Raw genomic sequence first — 26,784 nt, forward strand, 5'->3', positions numbered from 1 at the left:
GACCGCCCTCGTGAGTGGCGATGGTCGCTATCACGACCATTGCCACTCACGGGTCAGTTGGGGAGGTCGCGGCGCAGGGCCGCGGCGCCGCGCAGGTAGACGTGGTGCACGTCGGCGCGGGGCAGGTCCGTCTCGACGTGGGCGAGCAGGCGCAGGACCCGGGGCATCGCACCCGGGACGGCGATCTCGACCGCGCACATCAGCGGCACGTCCGTGAGCCCGAGCAGCCGCGCGGCGTACGCGGGGAACTCCGCGGTCAGGTCCGGCGTGGCCGTGAACAGGATCGAGATGATGTCGTCGCTGGTCAGCTCGTTGCGCTTCAGCACGGCGGTGACCAGCTCCGCCGTGCCCTCGAGGATGTCGTCCCGGGAGTCGCCGTCGATCTGGATGGCGCCCCGCACCGCACGCACCGCCACTACAACCCCACCGCCTTGTACAGCGAGCCGATCTCGCTCTGGTTCAGCGGCCGGAGCTTGCCGGGCCGCTGGTCGCCGAGCCGCACGTCCCCGACCGCGGTGCGCACCAGGCGCTCCACGGGGTGGCCGACCTCGTCGAGCAGGCGGCGGACGACGTGCTTGCGGCCCTCGTGGATCACGACCTCGACCATCGACCGCCCGGGCAGCGAGTCCACCAGCCGGAACGAGTGCACCTTCACGGGGCCGTCCTCCAGCTCGACGCCCTCACGGAGCCGCTTCCCGACGTCGCGGCCGATCTGCCCCTGCACCTCCGCCACGTACGTCTTCTCGACCTCGTAGGAGGGGTGCATCAGCCGGTGGCCGAGCTCGCCGTCGTTCGTCAGCAGCAGCAGGCCCTCGGTGTCCTGGTCCAGCCGCCCGACGTGGAACAGCCGGCCCGCCTGGTTCAGCAGCTCCGTGCGATGCATGATCAGGTCGCCGACGCAGAGCCGGCCCTGGTCGTCCGACATCGTGGAGAGCATGCCGACGGGCTTGTTCAGGGCCAGGTAGACCTGGTCGTCCCGGAGCTGGATGCGGGAGCCGTCGACGTGCACGACGGCCCGCTCCGGGTCGACCCGGCGCCCCATCTCGCGGACGATCTTGCCGTCCACCGAGACGCGCCCGGCGGCGATCAGCTCCTCGGCCGCTCGGCGCGAGGCGATACCCGCCTGCGCCAGCACCTTCTGGAGCCGCACACCCTCGGGTGCGGAGTCACTCATGTTCAGTCCTACAGCTCGTCGATTGCATCGATGTCCGGCAGCAGCGGCGCCAGCGGGGGCAGATCCTCCAGCGAGGACAGCCCCAGCCGCTCCAGGAAGAGCTCGGTGGTGCGGAACAACGTGCCCTGGGTGGGCCCGTCCACACCGGCCTCCTCCACGAGACCGCGCGTCAGAAGGGTACGCAGGACGCCGTCGCAGTTCACACCGCGTACCGCCGAGACCCGCGCGCGGGTCACCGGCTGCCGGTACGCGACGACGGCGAGGGTCTCCAGCGCGGCCCGGGTGAGGGTGGCGCGCTGGCCGTCGAGCAGGAAACGCTCGACGTAGGGCGCGTAGAGGTCGCGGGTGTAGAACCGCCAGCCCGCACCCACCCGGCGCAGGTCGACACCGCTGCCGCGCTCGCGGTAGGACTCGGCCAGCCGGCGCACCGCCCGCTCGACCCGGGAGACGGGCTGGTCGAGCGCGGAGGCGAGGGACGCCTCGTCCACCGGGGAGTCCACCACCAGCAGCAACGCCTCCAGGGCGGCCGTGAGCTCGTCGTCGCGCGCGAGGGTCGGCAGGCCCGGTTCGTCGAGATCCGAGCCGACGGGCGACTCCGCGAGCTCCGGTTCGTCGACCACCGACTCCGGGGACTCCGGGCTGCCGATGGTCGGCTCCGGGGACTCCGGGCTGCCGATGGTCGGCTCCGCGGGCTCCGGGCTGCCGATGGTCGACTCCGCAGGCTCCGTCTCCGCGAAGGCGGCCTCGAGCGCGTCGAGATCGGGCGTCTCGTCAGGCTCCGGGCTGCTCATCGGACGTCTCACTCGCGGTCGGGGGGCCCTGCAGGGGCGTCCAGCGTACGGTCAGCTCCCCGAACGCCTCGGGCTGGTCCACCTCGATGGCCGCCTCGCGGAACAGCTCCAGGACCGCCATGAACCGGGCGATGACCTCGATCGGGGCCACGCAGTCCGCCGTCAGCTCCGCGAAGGTGGCCTGCCCCAGCTCCGCGAGCCGCTCGCGCAGGATCTGCATGTGCGCGGGCACCGACACGTCGTGCTGGTGCACGTGGTCGATCCCGACGACGGGCGGCGGCTTCGGCCGGAAGACGGTCGCGGCGAGCTGGGCGAAGGACGCGGCGTCCATCCCGAGCAGCACCTCGGGCAGCAGCCCCTCGAACTGCGGCTCGAGCGCGACCGACCGCGGGAACCGGCGCAGCGCGGTGGCCTCGAGCTCCTTGAACAGGCCCGCCACCTGCTTGTACGCCTTATACTGCAGGAGCCGGGCGAACAGCAGGTCCCGCGCCTCGAGGAGGGCGAGATCGTCCTCGTCCTCCACCTCGGCGTTGGGCAGCAGCCGCGCGGCCTTGAGGTCGAGCAAGGTGGCCGCGACGACCAGGAACTCGGTGGTCTCGTCGAGGTCCATGTCGTCGCCCAGCGCCGTGAGGTGGGCGATGAAGTCGTCCGTGACCTTGTGCAACGCCATCTCGGTGACGTCGAGCTCGTGCTTGCCGATCAGCTGCAGCAGCAGGTCGAAGGGGCCCTCGAAGTTCTTCAGCCGGACGGTGAAGCGCGGCCTGACCTCGGGGGTCCTGTCGTCGGCCAGGGTCACTGTCCGATCACCGCGCGATGACCTCGCGCGCCAGCATCCGGTACGCCTCCGCACCGCTCGACGTGGGCGCCCAGGTGGTGATCGGCTCGCCGGCCACGGTCGTCTCCGGGAAGCGGATGGTGCGGTTGATCACGGCGTCGAAGACCAGGTCGCCGAACGCCTCGACCACGCGCTGGTGCACCTCACGGGTGTGCAGCGTGCGGGAGTCGAACATCGTGGCGAGGATCCCGATCAGCTGCAGGTCCGGGTTGAGCCGGTCCTTGACCTTGTCGATGGTGTCCATCAGCAGGGCCACGCCGCGGAGCGAGAAGAACTCGCAGGCCAACGGGATGAGCACGTGATCGGCGCAGGCCAGGGCGTTGATCGTGAGCAGGCCCAGCGAGGGCTGGCAGTCGATGAGCACGACGTCGTAGTTGCCGAGGACCCGCTTGAGCGCGCGGCCCAGGGCCTGCTCGCGGCCGACCTCGGTGACGAGCTGGACCTCGGCGGCGCTCAGGTCGATGTTGCTGGGCAGCAGGTCCATGCCCTCGACGGAGGTCTCGAGGATCACGTCCTCCGCCTCGACGCCGCGCTCCATCAGCAGGTTGTAGATCGTGGACTCGAGCTGGTGGGGCTGCACGCCGAGCCCGACGGACAGCGCGCCCTGCGGGTCGAAGTCCACCAGCAGGACCTTGCGGCCGTACTCGGCCAGCGCGGCGCCCAGGTTGATGGTCGACGTCGTCTTGCCGACCCCGCCCTTCTGGTTCGCCACCGCGATCACCCGCGCCGGACCGTGCTCGGTCAGCGGCGGCGGTACCGGGGCGCCGACCCGGTGGGTCCCACCGACCGAGCCGACCACGACCGGCTCCTCCGGGAGCGTGGGGTCGAAGTCGGGGTCCGTTGTCGGTTCTGCGCCCGGACCGTCCCCTGCCGGTGCTGTGTCCATGCGGGCTCCGGTCTCCTCTGGTGTCGGCCGCAGCGTAGGAAGCCCTCACCCACCACGGCAACGCGCCACGCCCGGGCGACTCGAACTTCCGGTCGAAGTGGCCCGACGTTAGACCATCCGGAGGACAGTCCCGCCGTCAGGGGGTCAGCTCGGGGCGACCGTGACGCTGCCGGTGGTGCTGCGGGCGGTGATCGTCGCGCTCGCCCCGGGGCTGTCCGGGACGTCGATCCGGGTCTTCCCGACGGTCGTCGAGGCGTCGACCCGGTACCGCCCCGTCGGCACGAGGACCTCGACGCTCCCCGCGCTCGACCGGGCCTCGACGGCGGTGGGTGCGGCGGCGAAGCGGAGCGTCACGCTCCCGGCGCTGGTCTTCGCGGTGACCTTCGCGGCCACCAGCCCGTCGCCCGTGACGCCGCCGGCCGCGGTCGTGAGCGTCTGGTCGCCCTTCAGCGCTCCCACGGTGATCCCGCCGGCGCCGAGGTCGACGGTCGACGCCGCGGCGGCCGGCACCGTGACCGTCAGGGTCACCGAGCAGCGGTCCTGCGTCTGCGGGCACCGCGCGGTGATCCGCAGGGTGCCGCCGTCGAGGGACTGCGTGAGCCGGGGCTTCTCGCCGGTGTAGCGGAACTCGTGCGCGACGGTGGCCGAGCCGTCCGGACCGGGGCGCAGCGCGACGTCCCCGGCGTCGGAGTCGACGACCACGGCGGTGACGGGGCCGGTGTGGGTGTCGGTGCCGGAGTCGCTGCCGGAGTCGCTGCCGGTGTCGGAGCCGGCGGAGCTCGCGCTGCTCGTGGCCGTGGTGGAGCCGCCCGCGGTCTGCAGCGCCGCGGTGCCGCACCCCGCGAGGGCGAGCAGCAGGACGGCGGCGACGACTCCCCGGCAGATCACGCTCGGCACCGTAGCGGTCACCCTCGGGCGCGGGGATGGGCGGTCGCGTAGACCTCGCGCAGGGCGTCGACGGTGACGTGCGTGTAGATCTGCGTGGTGGTGACCGATGCGTGGCCCAGCAGCTCCTGCACCACGCGGACGTCCGCACCGCCGGCCAGCAGATGGGTCGCGAAGCAGTGCCGCAGGGTGTGCGGGGACACCACGCTCGGGTCCAGGCCCGCGGCATCCGCCGCCGCGCGCAGGACGTGCCAGGCGCTCTGCCGGGACAGCCGGGCGCCGCGGGCGTTGAGCAGCAGCGCGGGCGTGCCGCGGCCTTTGGTGGCGAAGCCGGGGCGGGCCCGGACGAGATAGGCGTCGACGGCGGCCAGCGCGGGGCGCCCGACCGGCACGATCCGCTGCTTGCCGCCCTTGCCGCGCAGCAGGACCGTGCGCGACCCGGGGTCGAGGTCGTCGAGGTCGAGCCCGATCGCCTCGGAGATCCGCGCGCCCGTCGAGTAGAGGAGCTCGAGCAGCGCCCGGTCGCGCAGGGCGGTCGGACCGTCGCCCACGCAGCCCGCGAGGAGCTGCTCGACGTCGTCGACCGAGAGCGACTTCGGCAGCCGTTTCGGCAGGGCCGGCGGGGCGACGGACCTGGCGACGTCCACGGGGACCAACCCGTCCCGCGTCGCGAACCGGTGCAGGCCGCGGACGGCCGCCAGGGCCCGCGCGGCGGAGGAGGCGGCGAGCGGCGCCTCCCCGCTGCGCAGGGCGACCACGAAGTCCCCGACGTCGGACTCCCGGACGGCCCCGAGGTCGTCGATCCCCCGGTCCTGCAGGTGGGCGACGTAGCGGTCCAGGTCGGTGCCGTACGAGCGCAGGGTGTTGGGCGAGCTCCCCCGCTCCACCGCGAGATGCGCCAGAAAGGCGTCCACGGTAGCCCCGACCCCCGCACCCATGCCTCGCAGTATGGATCCACAACGCACCCACGGGCCGTCACGAAACGCGTTATGGATCCATAACGCGTCAGGGGAGGTTCGGGATGACCTCGCGCTCGAAGAGCTCGATGCCGGAGCGGTCGTAGGCGGCCTCGGGGAAGTTGAAGATCCCGTAGGTCATGCCGCGGGCCGCCATCGCGCGCAGGTTCTCGACGACCTGCTCCGGCGTCCCGACGCCCGGCAGCCCGCGGAAGCCGGCCAGCTGGCTCTCGGCACGCTTGTCCCCGACGTGGGGCCGCAGGCGGTCGACGAGCTGCTGCAGCCGGTCCTCGACCTCGGCCTCGGTGGGCGCGATCGCGACGTTGTAGTTCGCGGAGCGCACGATGGCCTCGAAGTCCCGGCCGAGGTCCGTGCAGTGCTCGGCGAGCAGCTCGGACTTGTGGGTGAAGCCCTCGGGGCTGCCGTCGAAGTTGGTGTAGTCCGCGTACTTCGCCGCGATCCGCAGCGTCACCTTCTCGCCGCCGCCCGCGATCCACAGGGGGATACCGCCGGGCTGCAGCGGGCGGGGCTCGCAGATCGCGCCCTCGACCTGGTAGTACTTGCCGTCCAGGGTGGACCTGCCCTGCTCCCAGGCCTGCTTGAAGATCTGCACGCCCTCGTCGAGCATGCCGAGCCGCTCCCCCGCGCGCGGGAAGCCGTAGCCGTAGGCGCGCCACTCGTGCTCGTACCAGCCGGCGCCGATGCCCATCTCGACCCGGCCGCCGGAGATGACGTCGATCGTCGCGGCGACCTTCGCCAGGTAGGCCGGGTTGCGGTACGCCATGCAGGTGCACATCTGGCCCAGCCGGACGCTGCTGGTGGAGGCGGCGTAGGCCGCCATCAGCGACCAGGCCTCGTGGGTGGCCTGGTCGGTGGGGCGGGGCACGGTGTGGAAGTGGTCGTAGACCCAGATTGATTCCCAGGGGCCGGCGTCGGCGTGGGCCGCCAGCCCCTTCATCACGTTCCAGTGCTCGGCGGGGTCGATGCCGACGAGGTCGTGCCGCCATCCCTGGGGGACGAAGAGTCCGAAGCGCATGAGCCCGAGACTATTGCGCGATGACCCACCACGCTCGCCTGCTCCGCGACGCGCTCGAGCCGGTCGCGATGCACGCCGTCTGGTCCCCCGCGGTGCACGCCGCGCTGGAGCCGCACGGCCACGACTTCCTCACCGGCTACCTGACGGGCCGGGCGGCGCCGCTCGGCGAGGTCCCGTCCGCGCTGGTCACGGCCGTGTTCGGGGTGTTCGAGCCCGGGCTCGTCGCCTGTGGACGGCGGGGCGCGGCCTGCTCCCGCTCCCGGACCTGATCGCGGTGCGGGACCGGGCCACGGCCGCGAGCCTGCGCGCGACGCTCGGGGAGGCCTCGGCACCGCGGGTGGCGGAGGTCGCCGCGGCGCTCGAGGAGGCCTGCGCTGTGGTCGACGTCACGGCCCGGCCCCTGTTCGCCGCCCTGCGCGCGCAGCCGCCGCTCGCCGATCCCTTCGGCCGGCTCTGGCGGGCCGCGGACCTGGTGCGGGAGCACCGCGGCGACGCGCACCTCGGCGCGGTGGTCGCCGCCGGGCTCGACCCGGTGCGGGCGGGGATCCTCGCCGAGCTGTGGGTGGGCTACCCCGTGGGCGAGTACAGCGCGACGCGGGGCTGGCCCTCGGAGCGGGCGGACGCGGCACTGGCCCGGCTGGAGTCGGACGGCCTGGTCGCGGCCGGCGCGCTGACCTCGGCCGGCCGGACGCTGCGCGATGAGATCGAGGCGGCCACGGACCGGTCGCAGGAGGACCTGCTCGCCGCGCTCCCGGACGTCGGGTCGGTGATCGGGTCTCTGGACGCCTGGTCCGCCACCTGCATCGAGGCGGGGACCTTCCCCGACGACCCGCGCAAACGCGCCGCCGGCTGAGAGTCCTCGTGAGTGGCGATCGTCGCCATAGCGACTATCGCCACTCACGGGGTCGGGTGGTGCCGGTACTCGGTCGGCGTGGCTCCCGTGGCGCGGCGGAAGGCCTTCTCGAAGGCGTCGATGGAGTGGAAGCCGCTGGCGCGGGCGATCGCGGTGATCGTGCCGGGGTGGGCGAGGAGGTCCCGGGCCAGGTCGAGGCGGGCCTCGCGGATCAGGGCGCTCGGGCTGGTGCCCTCGCGGTGCAGCACCGCCTGGACCTGCCGCAACGACCACCCGACGCGCCTCGCGACGGCGGCGCCGGTCAGGTCCGGATCGGCGGCGTGCCGGCGCACGACGAGCCGGATCTGCGCGGCGAGGTCCTGCTCCGGGACGGCGTCGCGGTCGTCGACGACGAGGCGGGCGAGCTCGGCGGCCTGCCCGCACACCGCGTCGAACCCGCGGCGGTCGAGGGCCGCGCGGTCGTCGACCAGGGTGGTGAGCATGAGTGCGAGCACCCGGCCGGGCGCGCGGGCCAGGTCCAGCAGGCGGTGCCCGGCGGGCAGCTCGGTGCGGGAGAGCGTCGCGACCAGGCCGCGGCTGCCCGGCGGCATGCGCAGCGTGAACCCGCCGTCGGGGCCGAGCAGGACGGCGTCGGCCGGGGTGAGGCGGTGGTCCTCGCCGCCGAGGCGCAGGTCCGCGGTGCCGGAGAGCGGGAAGAGCAGCCGGTGGAGGTCGTCGCCGCCGCGGGTGCGGCTGATCGTCTGTTCCTGCTCGATGTGCCACGTGACCAGCTGGTACCGGTCGGAGCGCTGGCGGGTGGCGGTGGCGTCGAAGCGCTCCGGGACCGGGTAGGCGAAGCGGTGCTCGCCCTGGAAGGCCGTCACCGTCGCGCTCCACAGCTCCGCCCGGGCGGCGGCCGGCGCGTGCCGCGTGGTGACGGTCTCGACCTGGTACATGGCGTCCCTGCCGTGTGGTGGTGCGGCGGACCGTACCCGCCGTGCGTGTCCGTCCGGAAGACGTGCGCGCAGGTCCGAGCGCCGGGGCGGGCCGGGCTCCTACCGTCGCGGCATGACGTCGATGGAGACGCACGTGGGCAGCCTGATGGGCCGCCTGATGGGGGACGATCCCGATCCCTTCCCGCTGTACGACGAGCTGCGCGAGACCGGCGGCGGCGTCCACGCCTTCCCACCGCTCGGGTACTTCGCGTTCCGCTACGACGACGTGGCGCGGATGGGCCGGGACAACGCCCTGTTCAGCTCCGACCACTTCCACGACTCCCCCGCCGGCATCCACGATCCGGCGGATCCCGTGCAGGCGGCGTTCATGGCCGTCAGCGCGCAGCAGTTCATGTTCCACGATCCGCCCTCGCACACCCGGATGCGGCAGGCGATGATGCCCGCGTTCACCGGATTCGCCACGCGGCGCTGGCGCCCGATCGTCGAGGCCCGGGTGGGCGCGCTGCTCGACCGGTTCGAGCCCGGCCAGGAGGCCGGGTTCATGGCGGAGTTCGCCGGGGCCGTGCCGGTGGCGATCATCGCGGACGTCCTGGGCGTGCCCGAGGAGGAGCAGTCGGAGTTCCGCCGCTGGTCGCAGGCCCTCGCGGCGACCTTCGATCCCGGCATCCAGGGTGAGGCGCGGACCACGGCCATCCACGCGGCGAACGAGATGGTCGAGTACCTGCGGGTGATCCTGGCGCGGCGCCGGGCCGAGCCGCGCGACGACCTCACCTCGGTCCTCGCCGCCGCCGACCTGCCCGACGACGAGCTGCTCGGCTCGCTCGCCCTGCTGCTCACCGCGGGCAACGACACCACGGTCAACCTGCTGGGCAACGGTCTGCAGCACCTGTTCACCGAGCCACGGGCCCGGGCGGCCTTTCCGGAGAACGTCCCGGCGCTGGTCGAGGAAATGCTGCGCTTCGACCCGCCCCTGCACCTGGACCTGCGCAAGACGACCCGCGAGGTCACACTCGGCGGCGTGGACATCCCGGCGGGCGCGATCGTCTGGCTGGTCATCGGGGCCGCGAACCGGGACCCCCGGGCGTTCGACGCGGCCGGGACGTTCGATCCCGGCCGCTCCCCCAACCGTCATCTCACCTTCCTGCCGGGGCACCACCACTGCATCGGCGCGCCGCTGGCCCGGCTGGAGGGCGAGATCATCTTCACCCGGCTGCTGGAGCGTTTCCCGGGCATCGCGCCCGCAGGGACCCCGGTGCGCCGGGTCGCCAACAAGGTCGCCCGAGGATGGGAGGAGATCCCGGTGAGGTTCGCGTCATGAGATGGGTGACGTACTCCGGCGCGGACGGGCCGCGGACCGGGATCCTGCTCGACGACCGGGTGCACGGGCTGGCGGCGGGCACCACGCTGCTGGACCTGTTGACCCGCGGGGAGCTCGACGAGGCCGGGGACGCCGCCCGTCGCGATCCGGCGGAGGTCCGCGCGCTCGCCGACGTCCGGCTCCTGTCGCCCCTCCCCCGCCCGCCGTCGGTGCGGGACTCGCTGGGCTTCCTCGACCACCTCCGCGGCTGCTACAAGGCGCTAGGCCGGCCCGGTGACCTGCACGAGGCCTGGTACCAGACCCCGGCGTACTACTTCGCCAACGTCGGCTCGATCGTCGGCCCCTACGACGACGTCCCGGTGCCGCCGGGCTGCGCGCTGTTCGACTTCGAGCTCGAGGTGGCCGCCGTGATCGGCCGCGGCGGCCGGGACCTGCACCCGGACACCGCCGCCGAGCACATCGCGGGCTACACGATGTTCAACGACTGGTCGGCCCGGGACATCCAGATGCGCGACATGGCGCAGGGCATCGGGATGGGCAAGAGCAAGGACGGCGCGTCCACCCTGGGCCCGGCACTGGACACCGATCCCGACCTCGGGACCGAGCTCTCGGCGTCGCTCAACGGGGAGGTGCTGGCGAGCGGCACCCTCTCCCAGCTGGACTGGAGCTTCGGCGAGATGGTCGCCTACGCCTCGCGTGGCTGCGATCTCGTGCCGGGCGACGTTGTCTGCTCCGGCACGGTGCCGGGCGGGTGCCTGCTCGAACACGTCGACACCCCGGTCGTCGCCGAGGCGCGGTGGCTGCGGCCGGGCGACGTGGTGTCCCTGCGCGGGTTCGGCGGGGAGACCCGGCAGACCGTGGTCGCCGGTGCCCCGCTCGTCCCGCTCCGCTCCGGATTCTGAAGGGAGACCCATGTACGACAAGGGTTTGCACGATCTCGGCGACGGCTGCCACGCCTGGCTGCAGCCCGACGGCGGCTGGGGCTGGAGCAACTCGGGGCTCATCACCGGCGGCGGCGAGAGCCTCATGGTCGACACGCTGTTCGACCTCGCCCTGACCCGCGCGATGCTCGAGGGCATCCGCCCGGTGACGGACACCAGCCCCGTCCGCACGCTGGTCAACACGCACTCGGACGGCGATCACGTCTTCGGCAACGAGCTGGTGCGCGACGCCGAGATCGTCGCCACCGAGGCGGCCGCCGCCCTGATGACGCAGGAGGAGGTCGAGGGCCTCGCCGCGCTCAAGAAGCTGCCCGGGCCGCGCGGCGACTTCGTGCGGAAGGTGTTCGGGCCCTTCGAGTTCGAGGGGATCACGGCCACCCCGCCGACCCGCACGTTCAGCGGCGAGACGAGCCTCGACGTCGGCGGGCGGGAGGTGCGGCTGATCCAGGTCGGGCCGGCCCACACGCCCGGCGACGCGATCGTCCAGGTGCCGGACGCGCGGCTGCTCTACGCCGGGGACGTCCTGTTCATCGGGGGCACGCCGATCGTCTGGGCGGGGCCGGTGGAGCGCTGGATCGCCGCCTGCGACCTGATGCTGGAGCTGCCCGTCGACCGGATCGTGCCCGGTCACGGGCCCGTCGGCGCCAAGCCGGACGTGGCGCGGATGCGGGAGTACCTGGTGTTCGTGCAGCAGGAGGCGGGGAAGCGCTTCGAGGACGGCCTCGACGTCGACGCCGCCATCGCGTCGATCGACCTCGGGGAGTGGAGCGGGCTGAACGAGAGCAGCCGGATCGCCCAGAACGTCGTGAACGTCTACGACCACCGCGACCCGGACCGGGAGCCCGCCAACCGCCTGGACGTCCTGGGCCGGATCGCGGCGCTCGAAGGATTCACCGTCTGACTCGTGAGTGGCGATAGTCGCTCTGGCGACTATCGCCACTCACGGGGTCTTGCGGGCGGCGAAGTTGGTGGGGCGGTCGGGCCACTCCGCGTCCGTGGGGCGGGTCTCGCCGTGGCCGTCCCGGACCACCTGCAACGCGAGGATCCCGGCGATGGTGATGGCGTTGACGATCTCGCCGCGCAGCACCATCGCCACCGCCTCCGCGAGGGGGATCCAGCGGGTCTCGAGCTCGGACTCCTCGTCGTCGCCCAGGTCGGGGCGGTCGACCTCGGTGAGGCCGCTCGCCAGGAAGACGCGGACCGCCTCCTCGCTGAAGCCCGGCGAGGAGACCGTGTCGACCAGGACCGACCACTCGGCGGCGACCAGCCCGGCCTCCTCCTCCAGCTCGCGGGCGGCCGCGAGGGCCGGGTCCTCGCCGGCGTGGTCGAGCAGGCCGGCGGGCATCTCCCACAGCCGGCGGCGCACGGCGTGGCGGTACTGCAGGATCATCATGAGCCGGTCGTCGGCGTCGACCGCGGCGACCGCGACGGCGCCGGGGTGCTCGACGATCTCCCGGATGGCCTCGCGACCACCCGGCATGACCACCGAGTCGGCCCGCAGCGCCATGACCCGGCCCTCGTAGATGTCCCTCGACGACGCGACGGGGAAGGAGTGTTCCCCTGGGCGGGTCCGGGTCACGAGCGGGCCTCGGCCGGGGTCTCGACGGGCTCGCCCGCCTTGTCGGGCACCGGGTTCGTCGCCGCCTTGTCCGCTGCGGGCGCCGACCCGTTCTCGGCGGCCGAGACCGTGCCGTTGCTCCCCGCCTTCTTCCGCACCGGAAGCTCCACCGGCAGCCGGTCCTCGGCGTTGTAGCGCAGCGACGCCTTCACGAACGCCGCGAACAGCGGGTGCGGCCGGGTCGGGCGGCTCTTCAGCTCCGGGTGCGCCTGGGTGCCCACGAAGAACGGGTGCACCTCCGCCGGCAGCTCCACGAACTCGACGAGCTGCCCGTCCGGGGAGGTGCCGCCGAACACCAGGCCCGCCTCGGCGAGCCGCGGCCGGTAAGTGTTGTTGACCTCGTAGCGGTGCCGGTGCCGCTCGGAGACCTCGCGGGCCCCGTAGGCCGCGGCCACGACCGTCCCCTCGCCGAGGGCGGCCGGGTACGCGCCGAGCCGCATGGTGCCGCCCATGTCCCGCTCGCCGGCGACGACGTCGACCTGCTCGGCCATCGTCGAGATCACCGGGTGCGGGGTGCGCGGGTCGAACTCCGACGAGCTGGCGTCCGTGAGGCCCGCCAGGTTCCGCGCGGCCTCGATCACCATGCACTGCAGGCCCAGGCACAGCCCCAGCGTGGGGATGCCACGGGTCCGCGCGTGGGTGATCGCGCCGAGCTTGCCCTCGATGCCGCGGATGCCGAACCCGCCCGGGACCAGCACGCCGTCGACACCCGCCAGCGCGGTGGCCGCGCCCGCCGGCGTCTCGCACTCGTCGGAGGGGACCCAGCGGATCTCGACCTTGGCCCGGTGGGCGAACCCGCCCGCGCGCAGGGCCTCGGTGACGGACAGGTAGGCGTCCGGCAGGTCGACGTACTTGCCGACGAGCGCGACGGTCACCTTCTCGTCCGGGTGGTGCACGCGGTCGAGCAGGTCGCCCCACACCGTCCAGTCGACGTCCCGGAACGGCAGGCCCAGGCGGCGCACCACGTAGGCGTCGAGACCCTCGCGGTGCAGCACGCGGGGGATGTCGTAGATCGACGGCGCGTCCGGGGCGGCGGCGACGCCGTCGAGCTCGACGTCGCACATCAGGGAGATCTTGCGCTTCATGGCCTCCGGGATCTCCCGGTCCGCGCGCAGGACCAGCGCGTCCGGCTGGATGCCGATGTTGCGCAGCGCGGCGACGGAGTGCTGCGTGGGCTTGGTCTTCAGCTCACCGCTCGGCGCCAGGTACGGCACGAGCGAGACGTGCAGGAAGAAGCAGTTGTCCCGGCCGACCTCGTGGCGCACCTGGCGGGCGGCCTCGACGAACGGCAGCGACTCGATGTCGCCGATGGTGCCGCCCACCTCGGTGATGACGACGTCCGGGACGATGCCGTCCGCGTCCGGCTCCGCCATCGCGAGGATGCGGTCCTTGATCTCGTTCGTGATGTGCGGGATGACCTGCACGGTGTCGCCCAGGTACTCGCCGCGGCGCTCCTTGGCGATCACCTCGGAGTACACCTGGCCGGTGGTGACGTTGGCCCGGCCGTGCAGGTTGCGGTCCAGGAACCGCTCGTAGTGGCCGATGTCCAGGTCGGTCTCGGCGCCGTCCTCGGTGACGAAGACCTCGCCGTGCTGGAAGGGGTTCATCGTGCCGGGATCGACGTTGAGGTACGGATCCAGCTTCTGCATGGTTACCCGCAACCCACGCGAGGTGAGGAGCTGCCCCAGCGACGAGGCGGTGAGGCCCTTGCCCAGCGAGGATGCGACCCCGCCGGTGACGAACAGGTGACGGGTCGCGCGTGTCTGCACGGAGTCTCAGCCTACCCGGGAGCCCGTACCCGGACGGGTACACCCCTCCGTCCGGCGCGTCGGGCCCGGTTCTGCGCCGGGCCTACGCCGGGGCCGCGCCGTTGGAGGCGCTGCGGTCGGAGCCGTAGCTGCCCGCCTTGCCGTTGAGCTGCTCGGAGAGCGCGAGGACCGTGGCGACGCGGCCGGAGCCGGTCTGCACGTCGTCGACCGTGGAGAGCCCGGCGGTGGAGCCACCGGACGCGCGGGCGACGCCGATCGGGCCCGTGGCGCCCGCGGACCCGTCCCGGCCCGCGAGCACCGCCCCGGAACCCATCCGGTCGAGCTGGGCGGCAAGCCGGGCGGTGATCGCGGCGGAGTCGCCCGCGTCGACGCCCTGCAGCGCCCCGCCGGTCAGCACGACGATGAGGTCGGCGGGGCCGGGGGCGGTGCCGGGCTTGAGGAAGCCGGCATCCGTGAGGCCCGTCCACACGCCCGAGGCCTGCTGCGGCGTCGGGGTGCCGCGCTTCGTCGTCATCACGCTGCCCAGCAGCCCACCCGCGAGGCTGCCGGTGTCCGACGCGGCCGGGAGCTGCGCCCCCGCGGGGAGCAGCCGGGCGGCGAGGTCGTTGAGCTGGTCCGAGCGGGCCGGGTCGCCGACCGCGTTCGTGAGGGTGATCGTGCCGGTGACGGTGCCGCCGGCCTGCCCGACCAGGCGGATCACGGACTCGGCGTCCGCGTCGTCGCCGCCGGCCTGCACGATCGCGACGCTCCTGCCGGTCAGCGTGCCGCGCACCGCGGCGGGGCCGATCCGGGCGGCGAACTGGTCCGCCGCGGCCTGCTGGTCCAGCAGGGAGTCGCGCTGGGCGCCGAGCTGCGCGACCTGCGTGGACAGCGTGTCCCGGTCCGCCGAGACGGCCGAGAGGAGCCGGTCCGACAGCCCGCTCGCGCCGAGCACGACGCCCACGGCGAGCGCCAGGAAGACCGCCGCGATGGACACGGCGTGGTAGCGGAGCGAGATCACCGGGCGAACCACCCCTTGACGGTGGCGACGACCGTGGTCGCGAGGCTGCCGATCCAGGTCAGGACGGCGTCGCCGGCGTGCGAGACGAGCAGCGCGGCGACGATCGCGATCACCGCGGCGGCGAGGAGCAGCAGCACCGCGCCCGTGGAGATCCGGCTGCGGTAGAGCTGCGTGATCACCGTGCTGTCGACCAGGGTGCCGCCGACCTGCAGCCGGGTCAGGAACGTCGACGCGTTGGAACCGGACCGCCCGCGGTCCAGGAACTCGACCATGGTGGCCGAGAGACCGACGGTGACGATCATGGAGGCGCCGTGGTGGTGCGCGAGCAGCAGCGCCAGGTCCTCGGGGTTCGCGCTCGACGGGAAGGTCACGGCGCTGGCGCCGAGGTCCTGGACCTTGTGCAGGCCGGGCGCGTGACCGTCCGCGAAGGCCGGGACGACGACGTCCGCGCCGCAGGTCAGGGCCGCGTCGGACACGTCGGCCGGGTCCCCGACGATCAGGTGCGGGCGGTGCCCGGCGGCGCGCAGGGCGTCCGCCCCGGCACCCACGCCGATCAGCACCGGCTGGTACTCGCGGATGAAGTCGGCGAGCTTCCTGAGCTCCTTCGCGTGGTCGAAGCCGGCGGCGACGACGAGCACCTGCCGGCCCTCGAGCGCGACGTCGACCTCGGGGACGCCGTAGCCGTCGAGCAGCAGCGAGCGCTCCTGGCGCATGAACTCGGTGGTGTTCGCGGCGAACGCCTCGACCTGGTGGGTGAGCCCGGCCTTGGCCTCGACCAGCGCATCCGCGACCGTCTCGCTCGTCTGCTCGGTCCCGCGGGCCAGCTCGACGTCCCCGGCGTAGACCACGCCCTCGTGCACCCGGATCCGTGCGCCGTCCCGCACGGCGTGCATCACCTCGGGACCGCAGTCGTCGACCAGCGGGATCCCGGCCGTCATCAACGCGTCGGGCCCGAGGTTCGGGAAGCGCCCGGAGATCGACGGCGCGGCGTTCACCACGGCCCCGACCTCGGCCGCGACCAGCGCATCCGCGGTCGCGCGGTCCATGTCGATCTGGTCGAGGACCACGACGTCGCCGGGCTTGAGCCGCTTGAGCAGGGCATCCGTGCGCTTGTCGACGCGCGCGGTCCCGGCGAGCCCCGGCAGCTCGGGTCGCGAGCGGTTCAGCAGGCCGGTGAGCTTCATGCCCGGCACTGTGACACCGGTCGGCGCCGGATCCACGCAGGCACGCCGGGCGTGACCACTCCGTCACCGGCTCGGTCGGCGCCGTTCCACCGACGGTGGGAGGCTGCCGGACATGCGGCGCTGGGGGGCGGTCCTGTTCCTGTTCGTCCTGCTCGCGGGCTGTTCGTCCGGGGGCTCCGGCGCCGGTTCGGCCGGCGGCGGGCTCGACGGGGACTGGCACGGGACGCTGAAGGCGCCCTCCGGATCGATCGACCTCGGCCTGCACTTCACGGGGACGGCCGGGACGGTCGACATCCCCTCGCAGGGCGTGAGCGGTGCGCCGCTCGCATCCGTCACCCACGACGGCGACACGGTGGCGTTCGCCCTGAAGGACGTGCCGGGCAATCCCGCCTACCAGGGCACCCTCGCCGGGGACACGATCAGCGGGACCTTCACCCAGAGCGGCGCCTCGCTGCCGCTGGAGCTGACCCGCGGGGCGTTGCCCGCCGCGGCGCGCCCCCAGGAGCCGAAGCCCCCGTACCCGTACCGGAGCGAGGACGTCACCTTCCCCGGGGCGGGCGTCACGCTGGCCGGGACGGTCACGGCGCCGAACGGGCCCGGCCCGTTCCCCGGCGTCGTCATGATCACCGGCAGCGGCGCGCAGGACCGGGACGAGACGCTCGCCGGGCACAAGCCGTTCCTGCTGCTCGCCGACACCCTCACCAGGGCCGGGTTCGCCGTCCTGCGCACGGACGACCGGGGCGTCGGCGGGTCCGGCGGCGACCTGACCAGCGCGTCCTACGACGCGCTCGCGGGCGACGCCCTCGCGGAAATCGCGTTCCTGAAGTCCCGCCCGGACGTCGACAAGAACGAGGTCGGGCTGTTCGGGCACAGCGAGGGCGGGTACATCGCGCCGCTGGCCGCGCAGAAGTCCCCCGCGGAGGTCGCGTTCGCGGTGCTGATGGCCGGCCCGAGCGTGCCCGGGCCGGACGTGCTGATCGAGCAGAACAGGCTGATCCTCGGCCAGGCCGGCGCCACCCCGCCACAGATCGACGGCAAGATCGCCGACCTGGACGCGATCATCGCCCGGGTCCGGGCCGGGGACCTCGCGGGCGCCTCGCAGCTCGCGACCGACCAGGCCACCGAGGCCGGCGCGACCGCCGACCAGGCGAAGGCGGCCGGGGCACAGATCGCGGGCCTGCAGTACTTCCTGACCTACGATCCGGCGCCCGCGCTGCGCTCGCTGACGATCCCGGTGTTCGCCTTCTTCGGGGGCAAGGACCTGCAGGTGCCGGCGGCGCAGAACGAGGGCCCGATGACGGAGCTCCTGGCCGGGGACCCGAAGGCCACGGTCCGGACCTTCCCGGGCCTCAACCACCTCATGCAGCCCGCATCCACGGGGGCGCCGTCGGAGTACGGCACGATCCCCACCACGATCGACCCGACCGTCCTCGACGCGATCACGGCCTGGACCACGACCCTGTGAGTGGCAATGGTCGCCCTGGCAGCTATTGCCACTCACGGGTCATGACCTGCGCTTCCTCGGGGGCTTGCGGTCCTCCTCGCGGTGCTTGCGGGCCGCGCCGAGCAGCTCCTCGGCATGGGCCCGGCCGGTGTCCGTGTCGTCGAGGCCCGCGAGCATCCGGGCCAGCTCGACGATCCGCTCGCCGTCCGGCAGGGAGCGCACGCTGCTGCGGGTGATCCCCTCCCCCCGCTTCTTCTGCACGACGAGGTGCCGGTCCGCGTAGGCCGCGACCTGCGGCAGATGGGTCACCACGATGACCTGGTGGCGCAGCGCCAGCCGGGCCAGCCGCCGTCCGATCTCGACCGCCGCCCGGCCGCCCACCCCGGCGTCGACCTCGTCGAACACCATGGTCGGGACGGGATCGGTGCCGGCGAGCGCGACCTCGAGCGCCAGCATCACCCGGGACAGCTCACCGCCGGACGCGCCCTTGTGCAGGGGCTGCGGGGCCGAGCCGGGGTGCGGGACGAGCCGCAGCTCCACCTCGTCGACCCCGTCGGATCCCGCGACCAGCAGCACCGTGCCGACGCGCAGCGCCTCCGCCGCGTCCGGCCCGCTCGCGGTACGCGGGGCGATCGAGACGTGCAGCTCGGCATCCTTCATCGCGAGGCCGCCCAGCTCCGCCGTGGTGTCCTTCGCCAGCCGGGCGGCGGCCTCGGTGCGGGCCGCGGTGAGTGCCGACGCGTGCCCGGCGAGGTCCGTGGCCAGCGCGTCCCGCCGGGCCGTGAGCGCGGCGAGCGCCTCGTCCGAGGTGTCGAGGCCGGCCAGCCGCTCCTGCGCGCGCCCCGCCCACTCGAGCACGCCGTCGATGTCCGCCGCGTACTTGCGGGTCAGGGCCTTGAGCTCGGCCTGCCGAGACAGCACGTGGGCGAGCCGCTCGGGATCGGCGTCGAGCCGGTCGAGGTAGCCGGTGAGCTCGCCCGCGACGTCCGCCAGCACCGCGAGCGCCTCCTGCAGGCGCGGGTCCAGCGCGGCCAGCTCCGGATCGCCCGCGGACTGCAGCCGGTTGCGCGCCTCGCCGGCGAGGCCGACCGCGCCGGGGCTCTCCCCGTCGTCCGAACCCCCGAGCAGGCCGTGGGCCAGGCCGGCGGCCTCGCGCAGATCGTCCGCCGCGGCGAGCCGCTTGGCCTCCTCGACGAGCCCGCGGTCCTCCCCCGGCGCCGGCGCGACCGCCTCGATCTCGGTGAGGCCGAGGCGGAGCATGTCCGCCTCCTGGGCGAGCCGGCGCGCGTTGTCCCGCCGCTCGGCGAGCTCCGCGCACACCGTCTGCCACTCGGCCCTGGTCTCCCGGTACGCCGCGAGCGGCTTGCCGACGGCGTCGCCCGCGTACCGGTCGAGCAGCGCCCGCTGATCGGCCGGACGGAGCAGCCGGAGCTGGTCGTTCTGGCCGTGGACGGCGAGCGAGGCCTCCGCGAGCCGGCCCAGGACGCCGACCGGCACGGACCGCCCGCCGAGGTGCGCGCGCGAGCGCCCGTCGGCCGAGACGCTGCGCACGGCGATCAGCGTGCCGTCCTCGTCCGGCTCCGCCCCGACCTCCTCGGCGAGCTCGAGCGCGGCCGGGCCGGACCGCTCGAAACGGCCCTCGACGACCGCCCGCGAGGCCCCCTCGGCGACCCGCGACGCCTCCGCCCGACCGCCCCCGAGCAGCGACAACCCGGTGACGACCATGGTCTTGCCCGCCCCGGTCTCCCCGGTGAGCACGGTGAGGCCAGGGTCGAGCTCCAGCGTGGCGTCCTCGATCACGCCGAGGCCCTGGATCCGCATCTCGGCCAGCATGGGGCGAACGATACGGCCCGGCACCGACAGTGACGGGCAGACACCCCGACACGGCGTCGAACTAGTGTTCGAGGCCCGGATCGGGCGGGTGCCCCGCCCGGCCCCGCCAGCCGCGGACCGGCAGGTCGAACTTGCGCACCAGCCGGTCGGCGAACGGCTGCCCGTCGAGGCGCACCATCCGGACCGGCTCGGAACCGCGGCTGAGCTCCACCCGGGCCCCCGGCGGCACCGGGACGACCCGGCGACCGTCGCAGTCCAGCACCGCGGGCGGGCCCTCCAGGTCGATCTCGACGGCGACCTCGCTCTCCGGCGACACCACCATCGGCCGCGCGAACAGGGCGTGCGCGTTGCTCGGCACCACCAGCATCGCCTCGACCTGGGGCCAGATCAGCGGGCCGCCTGCCGAGAACGCGTACGCGGTCGACCCCGTCGGCGTCGAGCAGATGAGGCCGTCGCAGCCGAACGCCGAGACCGGCCGGCGGTCGATCTCCAGCACGATCTCGAGGATCCGCTCGTGGGTGCTCTTCTCCACCACGGCCTCGTTGAGGGCCCAGGTGCGGTCGAGCACCACGCCGCGATGGCGGACGACGGCGTCGACCGTCATCCGCTCCTCGACCTTGTAGGTACCGGCGACCATCGCGTCGAGCGCCTCGCCCAGGGACTCCTGCTCGGCCTCGGCCAGGAACCCGACGCGCCCCAGGTTGACGCCGAGCAGCGGCACCCCGGCCGGGCGCGCGAGATCCGCGGCGCGGAGCAGGGTCCCGTCACCGCCCAGGACCAGCACGGCCTCGGTCTCCGCCGCGCAGGCGGGGGTGCCGTCGACGATCCGGGGACGCAGCTCGGCGGGCAGGTCCGCACCGTCGGGCACCTCGGCCCACTCCTCGGCGAGCACGCGCAGCCGGATGCCGTCGCGGGCCAGCCGGGTGGCGACGGCGGCGGCCACCCGCCGGTTCGTCTCCCGTCCCGCGTGCAGGACGACCAGGAACTCCCTCATCGGGGGCCTTCCTCCACAGCGGTCGCGAGCACGTCGTCCCCCAGGTCGTCCCCGCCGCGGGTGAGCCGCAGGAAGTACTCGACGTTCCCGGAGGGGCCGGGCAGCGGGCTCGCCACCGCGCCCCGCACCGCCAGCCCGAGCCCGCGGGCGGCCCCGGCGACCTCGGTGAGCGCGGCCAGCCGCAGCTCGGGATCGCGGACGACACCGCCCGACCCGAGCCGCTGCTTCCCCACCTCGAACTGCGGCTTCACCATCGGCACCAGGGTGCCACCCGCGGCGGTGCAGGCGACAAGTGCGGGCAGGACGGTTCGGAGTGAGATGAACGACAGATCGGCGACGGTCAGGTCGACCTCGCCGCCGATGTCCTCCGCCGTGAGCGCGCGGACGTTGGTGCGGTCGTGGACGCGCACCCGCTCGTCGGACTGCAGGCGCCAGATCAGCTGCCCGTACCCGACGTCGACCGCCACGACCTCACGGGCACCCCGGGTGAGCAGCACGTCCGTGAAGCCGCCGGTGGAGGCGCCGGCGTCGAGGCAGCGGCGGCCCTCGACGGGCTCGGCGAAGGCGTCGAGCGCGCCGACCAGCTTGTGGGCGCCGCGGGAGGCCCACTCCGGCTCGTCCGGACGCTCCTCGACCAGGACGGGCGTGGCCCGGTCGACGACGGTCGCGGGCTTCTGCGCGGGCATCCCGTTGACCGTGACCCGGCCGGCGGTGATCAGCTCCGCCGCGTGCTGACGCGAGCGGGCGAGCTTGCGGCGGACGAGCTCGGCGTCCAACCGGGAGCGGGTGGGCACGTCAGTAGCTGGTCGAGCCGGCGGTCAGCGCCGCCCCGAGCGCGGCGTGCACCCGCTCGAACGCGGCCACGTGCTCGGCGGCGGGGCGGCCGGATACCTCGTCCAGCGCCGCGAGCGCCGCCTCGACGTCGGCGCGCACCGCGGCCAGCGGGCGCGCGGCGGCGGGGCGGGGATCGCCGGGGACGGGCACGGTCATCGGGTCGCTCTCCGGGTCGGGTACGTGATCGCCCACGGTAGCCGAGGGGCGCGCCCGACCGTCAAACGGGCATTACGGAGCCACAATGCACTTTCTGAGGGGCACAGCCGTGCATTGTGGCTCCATGATGCGGTTCAGGCGAGGCCGAGGTGGATGAGCGCGGCCTCGGCCGCGGCACCCTCCGCCGTGACGGTCGCCGGGCCGCCCCCGGCCGCCCAATGGACGGCGCAGAGCGCGCGCAGGGCGCCGACCGGATCGTCTCCCCCGCCGGACAGGGTCAGCCGGTCGCCGACCTGCCACCCGCCCCGGCTGCCGGGCTCGAGCTCGTCCGCCGGGGCCGTCAGGCAGCCGAGGTCCGCGGCGATGTACGTCGGCCGCAGCTCCTCGGTCGCCTCCAGGACCTCCCGGGCCGTCGAGACGCCGGTGAGGACCATCAGCGTCGGCAGCCCGGCGGCGTTGCCGCCCTCGATGTCGGTGTCGAGCCGGTCGCCGATCACGATGCCGCGCTCGGCCCCGGACGCCGCGAGCGCCTCCCGGATCAGCGTGGGCGCGGGCTTGCCCGCGACCTGCGGCTCGACCCCGCTGGCGATGCGCACGACCCCGACCATCGAGCCGTTGCCGGGCATCGGCCCGCGGTCGGTCGGCAGCGTCGGGTCGACGTTCGTGGCGACCCAGACGGCCCCCGCGCGGATCGCGAGGGTGGCCTCCGCGAGCTGGCGCCAGCCGGTGTCCGGGGAGTGGCCCTGCACGACGCCGGCCGCGCCCTCCGCGCTCCGCACCGCCACGAGGCCGCGGGCGGTGATCTCCTCGGCCAGCGCGTCCGTGCCCACGACCAGCACGGACGAGCCCGCGGGCAGCTGGGCGGCGAGCATCGCCGCACCGGCCTGGGAGCTGGTCCGGACGTCGTCCGTCGTCGCGGGGAAACCGAGACCCGCGAGGTGCTCGGCCACCTCGGCCGGCCGCCGCGAGGCGTTGTTGGTGACGTAGGAGATGCGGACGCCCCGCCCCGCCGCCCCCCGGATCGCCTCGACCGCCCCCGGCACGGCCGCGGGGCCGGCGTAGAGGGTGCCGTCGAGGTCGACCAGGAGGACGTCGAAACGGGAGAGGAGATCGTCGGTCACCCGGAGGAGTCTTCCGTCCCGGTGCCGGGCTCCGCAGGCCAGGTGTCGACGGCGGGGAGGGGGTCCCCGTCCTCGTCCACCTCGGCGGGGTCCTCGGCGGGTGCGGGCGCCGTCGAGGCTCCGAGGGGCGCGGACGTCCCCGTCGCCGCCGTCGACGCTTTCGCGGCCTTCGGGGCCTCAGCCGTCTCGGCCTCAGCCGTCTCGGCCTCGGTGGGAGACGCGTCCGACGGGGCAGGCTCGCCCGCGTCAGTGCCAGCCGCCGCAGTGCCACCCGCGTCAGTGCCACCCGCCGCAGTGCCGGCTGCCGCAGTGCCGGCTGCCTTCGTGGAGCCGGCTGCCTTCGTGGAGCCGGCTGCCTTCGTGGAGCCGGTCGAGCCCGAGCCGTCGGCAGACTCCGCGGCGAGCGCCCCCTCGACCTCGGCCGCCGCATCGGCAGCGTCGGTCTCGGCAGCGCTGCCCTTCGCCGCGTCACGCTCAGCTGTGTCGATGCCGGTCGTGTCGGCGATCTCGGGCCGGTCGTCCTCGGCGTCGTCCTCGGCCTCGTCGTCAGCGTCGGCGACCGCGGCGTCGGTGGTCTCCGCGATCGGGGCCGGCTCGGAGCGGCGGGGGGCGACCTGCTCGCGGTCCTCGTCGCGGTCGGGCCGCCGGTCCTGGGACCGGGCGGGGAGCATCTCCTCCTCGACCACGTCGCCGATCTCGAAGCCGTCGTCGAGGTCGTCGACGTCCTCGCCGGTCAGGATCGCGACCCGGCGGTGGGCGTCCGTCTCGCCGTCGGTGTCCGCGTCGGAGGCGTGGACGAACCACTGCACCGCGTCGGACTCCCGGCCGGCGGCCAGGAGATTGTCCGCGTAGGCGTAGAACAGGCGGGCACTCCACGGGTCGCGCTTCGCCGGGTCCAGGTCGGCACCCTGCAGCCCGACGACGGCGGCGTCGACCTCACCGAGGTCGCGGCGCGCCCCGGCGGCGACGATCGCCAGCTCCACGCGCGCGGCGTGGTCCAGCACCTTCGCCTCCGGGCCGCGGGCGAGCTCGAGAGCGCGCTCCGGCCGACCGAGGGCCCGCTCGATGTCCGCCATCACCGCGATGTGCCCGGGTCCGCCGCCCATCCGGCGCGCCGCACGCAGCTCGCCGAGGGCCTCGTTCCACTCCCCCGCGTGGTAGGCCGCGATCCCCGCGGCCTCCCGGACGACGGAGATGCGCGAGGCGCGCTTGCGGGCGTACCGGGCGTGCTCGAGGGCCTGCTCGGGGTCCTCGTCGACGAGCAGACCGGCCGCCACGAGGTGCAACGCGACGATCTCCGCGGTCTCCTTCTGGAGCCCGCGCAGGTCACGGCGCACGTCGCCGTCGAGAGCCGACACCCGCACGCCCTCGGGCAGCTCGGGCTCGGCCATGAAGGTGGTGTGCACCCCTTCGGCCGTGCCCGCCGAACGACGGGGCCGCTCCTCACGGGCCGGACCGCGGTCGACGTCACGACGTCCGCGGTCCCCACCCCGGGCGCGGTCGTCGCGGCGCGGGCGGTCGTCCCGGCGGAACCGGTCGTCCCGGCCGGATCGCTGGTCGTCGCGGCGCGGCCGGTCCGAGTCGCGGCGTGGCCGGTCCCCGGAGCGCTCCCACCGCGGCCCGTCGTTCACCGGACGGGTGTCGTCGTGCGTTCCCCGGGACGCTCGGTCCGAGGCCGGCCGAACGGACCGCTCCGCCTCGGCGCCCGCATCGGGCGACCCGGAGGTCGCCGCCGGAGACCGCTCACCCTGGCCGGCGGTCGACCGGATCGGGTCGTTGTCGGACTCGCCGTCCCGGGCCGCACCGTTCGTCGTGGAACCTCCGTCGACCCCGTCGCCCTGCGCGGATGCGTCAGCCACCGCGCGGCCGGCAGGGACCGCTCCGTCGTCCTCGGTGCCGACGGCCGTGCGGCGGTCGTCCTCACGAGCGGGCGAGCGGTCGTCGGCCGGGCTCTGCGCCTCGGGCGCCGGTGCACCGGCTTCGCGGAAGGCGGGAAGGGCATCCGGAGCACCGCCGACACGGTCACCCTGCGGGAGGTCGTCGCCGGCCTGCGCGGCGCTCGTCCGGGTACCGCTTCGCTCGGTGTCGCCCACGCGGCTGTCCCGGGCCTCGCTGTCCCCGGCCTCGCCGTGCCCGGCCTGGATGCCGTCGGACTGCGCGTCGGACGTCCGGTCGTCAGCGCGGGCCGCGCTGTCATCGCGGCCGAGGTCCTCGTCCTCACGGGAACGGAATCCAGCGCTCCCGCGGTCGTCGCGCGCCGCGCTCCCGGAGGAACGGTCGGCGGATCCACTCTTGTCCCGGCCGCCGTAGCCGCCGCGGCTCTCGCGGTCGTCACGGGAGCCACGGTCGTCACGGGAGCCACGGTCGGTGCGGGCGTCCCGGTCGCTGCGGGAGTCACGGTCGGCCCGCGTCTCACGGTCGCCGCGGTAGCTGCCGGAACCGCCCCGGTCGCCGCGCGAGTCGCGGTCGCTCCGGAATCCGCTTCCACGGGAGTCGCGGTCGCCACGGCTCTCGCGGTCGCCACGCGAATCCCGGTCGCTGCCGAACCCGCCCCGCGAGTCGGCACCGGCGCGGTAGCCGCCGGACTGGCCGCGGGAGTCCCGGTCGCCGCGGTAGCCGGTGCTCGACCTGCCCCGGTCGCCATACCCACCCCGAGAGTCGCCACCACGGGAGCCGCCGTCACGACCGCCGCCGTCACGACCGCTGCCCCGGGAGTCGCGGTCGCCGCGGTAGCTGCCCCGCGAGTCGCGGTCGTCCCGGGAGGCGCCGGCTCCCCGGTCGCCGCGGAACCCGCCACGACTGTCCTGGCCGCCACGCGACTCGCGGTCACGGAAGCCGCCGGAGTCCCGGCTGCCCCGGAAGGTCCCGGAGTCGCCCCGGGAACCGCCGCGTCGGTCGTCCCCACCGCGGAAGCCGCCCCGGTAGTCGCGACGGTCGCTGTCGCTGCCGCGCGAGTCCCGGTCGCCGCGGTAGCCCCCACGGGAGTCCCCGGAGCCGCCGCGCGAGTCACGATCGGAGCCACCTCGGTAGCCACCGCGCGAGTCCCGGTCCCCGCTGCGGAAGCCCTGTCCCCCACGGGAATCGCGGTCACCACGGGAGTCGCGGTCGCCACGGTATCCGCCGCGCGAGTCCCCGCCGCCGAAGCTGCGAGCCCCGCGGTCGTCGCCGCGCCCGCCACGGTCGTCGCCGCGGTACCCACCCCGGTTGCCGGAGGGGCGGTCGTCGCGGCGCGGACCACGGTCGTCCCGGTCCCGGAAGCTGCGCTCGCCGCCGTCGCGGTCCGAACGGGGCCGCCGATCGTCGCCGGTCCCGCGTTCGGTGTCGCGGAAGGAGCCCCGCGAACGGTCGCCGTAGCCACCGGAGCGTCCACCCCGGTCGCCACCGGTGCGATCACCGAAGGTCCTGCCACCCGGGCCACGATCGCCCCGGTCGGAGCTGCTCGAACCACCGCGGTAGCCGCCCCGGCGGTCGTCGCGGTCGTCGCGCCGATACCCGCCCGAGCGGTCGTCGCGGCCGCGGCCACCCTGCTGCCCGCCGCCTGGAGCACCGCCACGCCGGCGGTCGTCCTGGCCCCACCGGTCGACCTGGACCTTCCCACTGGGCAGGCTGCGCCCACCCTGTGGGCGGTCGCCCCGGCCCCGATCGTCACGGGCCCGGTCGTCGCGGCCCCGGTCGTCGCGGCTGCGGTCGTCCCGCCCGCGGTCGGTGGAGCGGCGGTCGTCCCGGCCGCGATCCGGCCGGTCGCCCCAGCCGCTCCCGACGCGGCCGCCGCTCTGCCGGCGGTCGTCGCGGCGCTCAGTGCTGCGCGGGCGCTCACGGCGGTCGCCGGCGCCCTTCTTCTTGTCATCCCGATCAGTCACTCTTGAATTCCGATTCTCGTCGCGTCGCAGCCGTGATCGCGTTCTGTGTCACCAACCGCGATTCCAGCCTCGGAGAACACAAAAAAGGGCGTCCCCACCACCCGGTGGGGACGCCCTTCGATGTTTGATGTCGGCGGCGACCTACTCTCCCACACCCTGGCGAGTGCAGTACCATCGGCGCTGGAGGGCTTAGCTTCCGGGTTCGGGATGGGACCGGGCGTTCCCCCTCCGCCATAACCACCGACAACACTATTCACCTATCCCCCAAACCTTCCCCCACAACAAAAAAGGGGAAATCGGGGGTCGAACACCAACCACACATCCCCAACCAGGGACAGCAGTCGTGTGCTCAGGGTCACAC

At 74.3% G+C, this 26,784-nt stretch carries 22 protein-coding genes, 1 rRNA gene and 2 pseudogenes; 5 read left to right on the forward strand and 20 right to left on the reverse strand.

The annotated features are described in order from the left end of the window. Positions 1–53: 53 nt before the first annotated feature. The 8 genes from aroH to ABD324_RS27280 form a co-directional block, all read right to left on the reverse strand. Positions 54–416: a chorismate mutase gene (gene aroH, locus ABD324_RS27245; protein ID WP_344423141.1), complete on the reverse strand. Its 363-nt coding sequence runs from the start codon at positions 414–416 to the stop codon at positions 54–56. Continuing rightward, a complete protein-coding gene (locus ABD324_RS27250) occupies positions 416–1,174 on the reverse strand; it encodes a pseudouridine synthase (protein WP_344423144.1) in 759 nt (252 codons plus the stop codon). The genes aroH and ABD324_RS27250 overlap by 1 nt, the downstream gene beginning before the upstream one ends. Positions 1,175–1,182: 8 nt before the next feature. Next, positions 1,183–1,965, reverse strand: a complete 783-nt coding sequence (gene scpB, locus ABD324_RS27255) for an SMC-Scp complex subunit ScpB (protein ID WP_344423147.1) — start codon at positions 1,963–1,965, stop codon at positions 1,183–1,185. Next, positions 1,946–2,761, reverse strand: a complete 816-nt coding sequence (locus ABD324_RS27260) for a segregation and condensation protein A (RefSeq protein ID WP_344423150.1) — start codon at positions 2,759–2,761, stop codon at positions 1,946–1,948. The genes scpB and ABD324_RS27260 overlap by 20 nt, the downstream gene beginning before the upstream one ends. A gap of 7 nt (positions 2,762–2,768) precedes the next feature. Beyond that, positions 2,769–3,686, reverse strand: coding sequence for a ParA family protein (locus ABD324_RS27265; protein WP_344423154.1), 918 nt, complete (start codon positions 3,684–3,686; stop codon positions 2,769–2,771). Between the two features lie 144 nt (positions 3,687–3,830). Then, positions 3,831–4,574, reverse strand: coding sequence for a DUF4097 family beta strand repeat-containing protein (locus ABD324_RS27270; RefSeq protein ID WP_344423157.1), 744 nt, complete (start codon positions 4,572–4,574; stop codon positions 3,831–3,833). Positions 4,575–4,591: 17 nt separating this feature from the next. Continuing rightward, the gene (locus tag ABD324_RS27275) at positions 4,592–5,509 is read right to left on the reverse strand and encodes a site-specific tyrosine recombinase XerD (RefSeq protein ID WP_344423160.1); all 918 of its coding nucleotides are present in this window, start codon (positions 5,507–5,509) and stop codon (positions 4,592–4,594) included. Between the two features lie 67 nt (positions 5,510–5,576). Beyond that, a complete protein-coding gene (locus ABD324_RS27280) occupies positions 5,577–6,563 on the reverse strand; it encodes an LLM class F420-dependent oxidoreductase (RefSeq protein ID WP_344423162.1) in 987 nt (328 codons plus the stop codon). A 68-nt stretch (positions 6,564–6,631) separates the two neighbouring features. Here ABD324_RS27280 and ABD324_RS27290 point away from each other — a divergent pair. After that, positions 6,632–7,416: pseudogene (locus ABD324_RS27290) on the forward strand (SCO6745 family protein). Between the two features lie 44 nt (positions 7,417–7,460). Here ABD324_RS27290 and ABD324_RS27295 read toward each other — a convergent pair. Next, positions 7,461–8,351 (reverse strand): helix-turn-helix transcriptional regulator, encoded by an 891-nt coding sequence (locus tag ABD324_RS27295; protein ID WP_344423170.1) that lies wholly within the window; start codon positions 8,349–8,351, stop codon positions 7,461–7,463. A 112-nt stretch (positions 8,352–8,463) separates the two neighbouring features. Between ABD324_RS27295 and ABD324_RS27300 the strand changes: the two genes are divergently transcribed. From ABD324_RS27300 to ABD324_RS27310, 3 genes are read left to right on the forward strand one after another with little or no spacing between them, the layout of a single operon-like run. Then, positions 8,464–9,669 (forward strand): cytochrome P450, encoded by a 1,206-nt coding sequence (locus tag ABD324_RS27300; protein WP_344423173.1) that lies wholly within the window; start codon positions 8,464–8,466, stop codon positions 9,667–9,669. Further along, positions 9,666–10,571: a fumarylacetoacetate hydrolase family protein gene (locus ABD324_RS27305; protein WP_344423176.1), complete on the forward strand. Its 906-nt coding sequence runs from the start codon at positions 9,666–9,668 to the stop codon at positions 10,569–10,571. The genes ABD324_RS27300 and ABD324_RS27305 overlap by 4 nt, the downstream gene beginning before the upstream one ends. A gap of 10 nt (positions 10,572–10,581) precedes the next feature. Next, the gene (locus ABD324_RS27310) at positions 10,582–11,511 is read left to right on the forward strand and encodes an MBL fold metallo-hydrolase (protein WP_344423180.1); all 930 of its coding nucleotides are present in this window, start codon (positions 10,582–10,584) and stop codon (positions 11,509–11,511) included. Between the two features lie 39 nt (positions 11,512–11,550). Here the strand turns inward: ABD324_RS27310 and ABD324_RS27315 are convergent, their stop codons facing one another. The 4 genes and pseudogenes from ABD324_RS27315 to steA all read right to left on the reverse strand — a co-directional run bounded on the left by ABD324_RS27315 (position 11,551) and on the right by steA (position 16,181). Then, positions 11,551–12,189, reverse strand: coding sequence for an NUDIX domain-containing protein (locus ABD324_RS27315; RefSeq protein ID WP_344423182.1), 639 nt, complete (start codon positions 12,187–12,189; stop codon positions 11,551–11,553). Positions 12,190–12,326: 137 nt separating this feature from the next. Then, a pseudogene (gene pyrG / locus ABD324_RS27320) lies at positions 12,327–13,997 on the reverse strand (CTP synthase); the annotation flags it as partial. An 82-nt stretch (positions 13,998–14,079) separates the two neighbouring features. After that, the gene (locus tag ABD324_RS27325; RefSeq protein WP_425565908.1) at positions 14,080–15,009 is read right to left on the reverse strand and encodes a copper transporter; all 930 of its coding nucleotides are present in this window, start codon (positions 15,007–15,009) and stop codon (positions 14,080–14,082) included. Then, positions 14,994–16,181, reverse strand: a complete 1,188-nt coding sequence (steA, locus tag ABD324_RS27330) for a putative cytokinetic ring protein SteA (protein WP_344423188.1) — start codon at positions 16,179–16,181, stop codon at positions 14,994–14,996. Before steA ends, ABD324_RS27325 begins: the two co-directional genes overlap by 16 nt. 112 nt (positions 16,182–16,293) lie before the next feature. Here steA and ABD324_RS27335 point away from each other — a divergent pair, with 112 nt between their 5' ends. Beyond that, positions 16,294–17,646 carry an alpha/beta hydrolase family protein gene (locus tag ABD324_RS27335; protein WP_344423191.1) on the forward strand — a complete coding sequence of 451 codons (1,353 nt, stop codon included), beginning with the start codon at positions 16,294–16,296 and terminating at the stop codon, positions 17,644–17,646. A 39-nt stretch (positions 17,647–17,685) separates the two neighbouring features. On the opposite strand, the gene recN is transcribed toward ABD324_RS27335, so the two are convergent. The 7 genes from recN to rrf form a co-directional block, all read right to left on the reverse strand. After that, the gene (gene recN / locus ABD324_RS27340; protein WP_344423194.1) at positions 17,686–19,458 is read right to left on the reverse strand and encodes a DNA repair protein RecN; all 1,773 of its coding nucleotides are present in this window, start codon (positions 19,456–19,458) and stop codon (positions 17,686–17,688) included. Positions 19,459–19,519: 61 nt separating this feature from the next. Further along, positions 19,520–20,452, reverse strand: coding sequence for an NAD kinase (locus tag ABD324_RS27345; protein ID WP_344423197.1), 933 nt, complete (start codon positions 20,450–20,452; stop codon positions 19,520–19,522). Further along, positions 20,449–21,246 (reverse strand): TlyA family RNA methyltransferase, encoded by a 798-nt coding sequence (locus ABD324_RS27350; RefSeq protein ID WP_344423200.1) that lies wholly within the window; start codon positions 21,244–21,246, stop codon positions 20,449–20,451. The genes ABD324_RS27345 and ABD324_RS27350 overlap by 4 nt, the downstream gene beginning before the upstream one ends. Before the next feature lies 1 nt (position 21,247). Beyond that, positions 21,248–21,442, reverse strand: coding sequence for a hypothetical protein (locus tag ABD324_RS27355; RefSeq protein ID WP_344423203.1), 195 nt, complete (start codon positions 21,440–21,442; stop codon positions 21,248–21,250). A gap of 134 nt (positions 21,443–21,576) precedes the next feature. Then, a complete protein-coding gene (locus tag ABD324_RS27360; protein WP_344423206.1) occupies positions 21,577–22,563 on the reverse strand; it encodes an HAD hydrolase-like protein in 987 nt (328 codons plus the stop codon). Continuing rightward, positions 22,560–26,423 (reverse strand): hypothetical protein, encoded by a 3,864-nt coding sequence (locus tag ABD324_RS27365; protein WP_344423208.1) that lies wholly within the window; start codon positions 26,421–26,423, stop codon positions 22,560–22,562. The genes ABD324_RS27360 and ABD324_RS27365 overlap by 4 nt, the downstream gene beginning before the upstream one ends. Before the next feature lie 128 nt (positions 26,424–26,551). Further along, positions 26,552–26,668: ribosomal RNA gene (gene rrf / locus ABD324_RS27370) — 5S ribosomal RNA — on the reverse strand. Positions 26,669–26,784: the final 116 nt, after the last annotated feature.

It is taken from the genome of Pseudonocardia ailaonensis (genome assembly GCF_039531635.1).
Taxonomy (GTDB): Bacteria; Actinomycetota; Actinomycetes; order Mycobacteriales; family Pseudonocardiaceae; genus Pseudonocardia; species Pseudonocardia ailaonensis.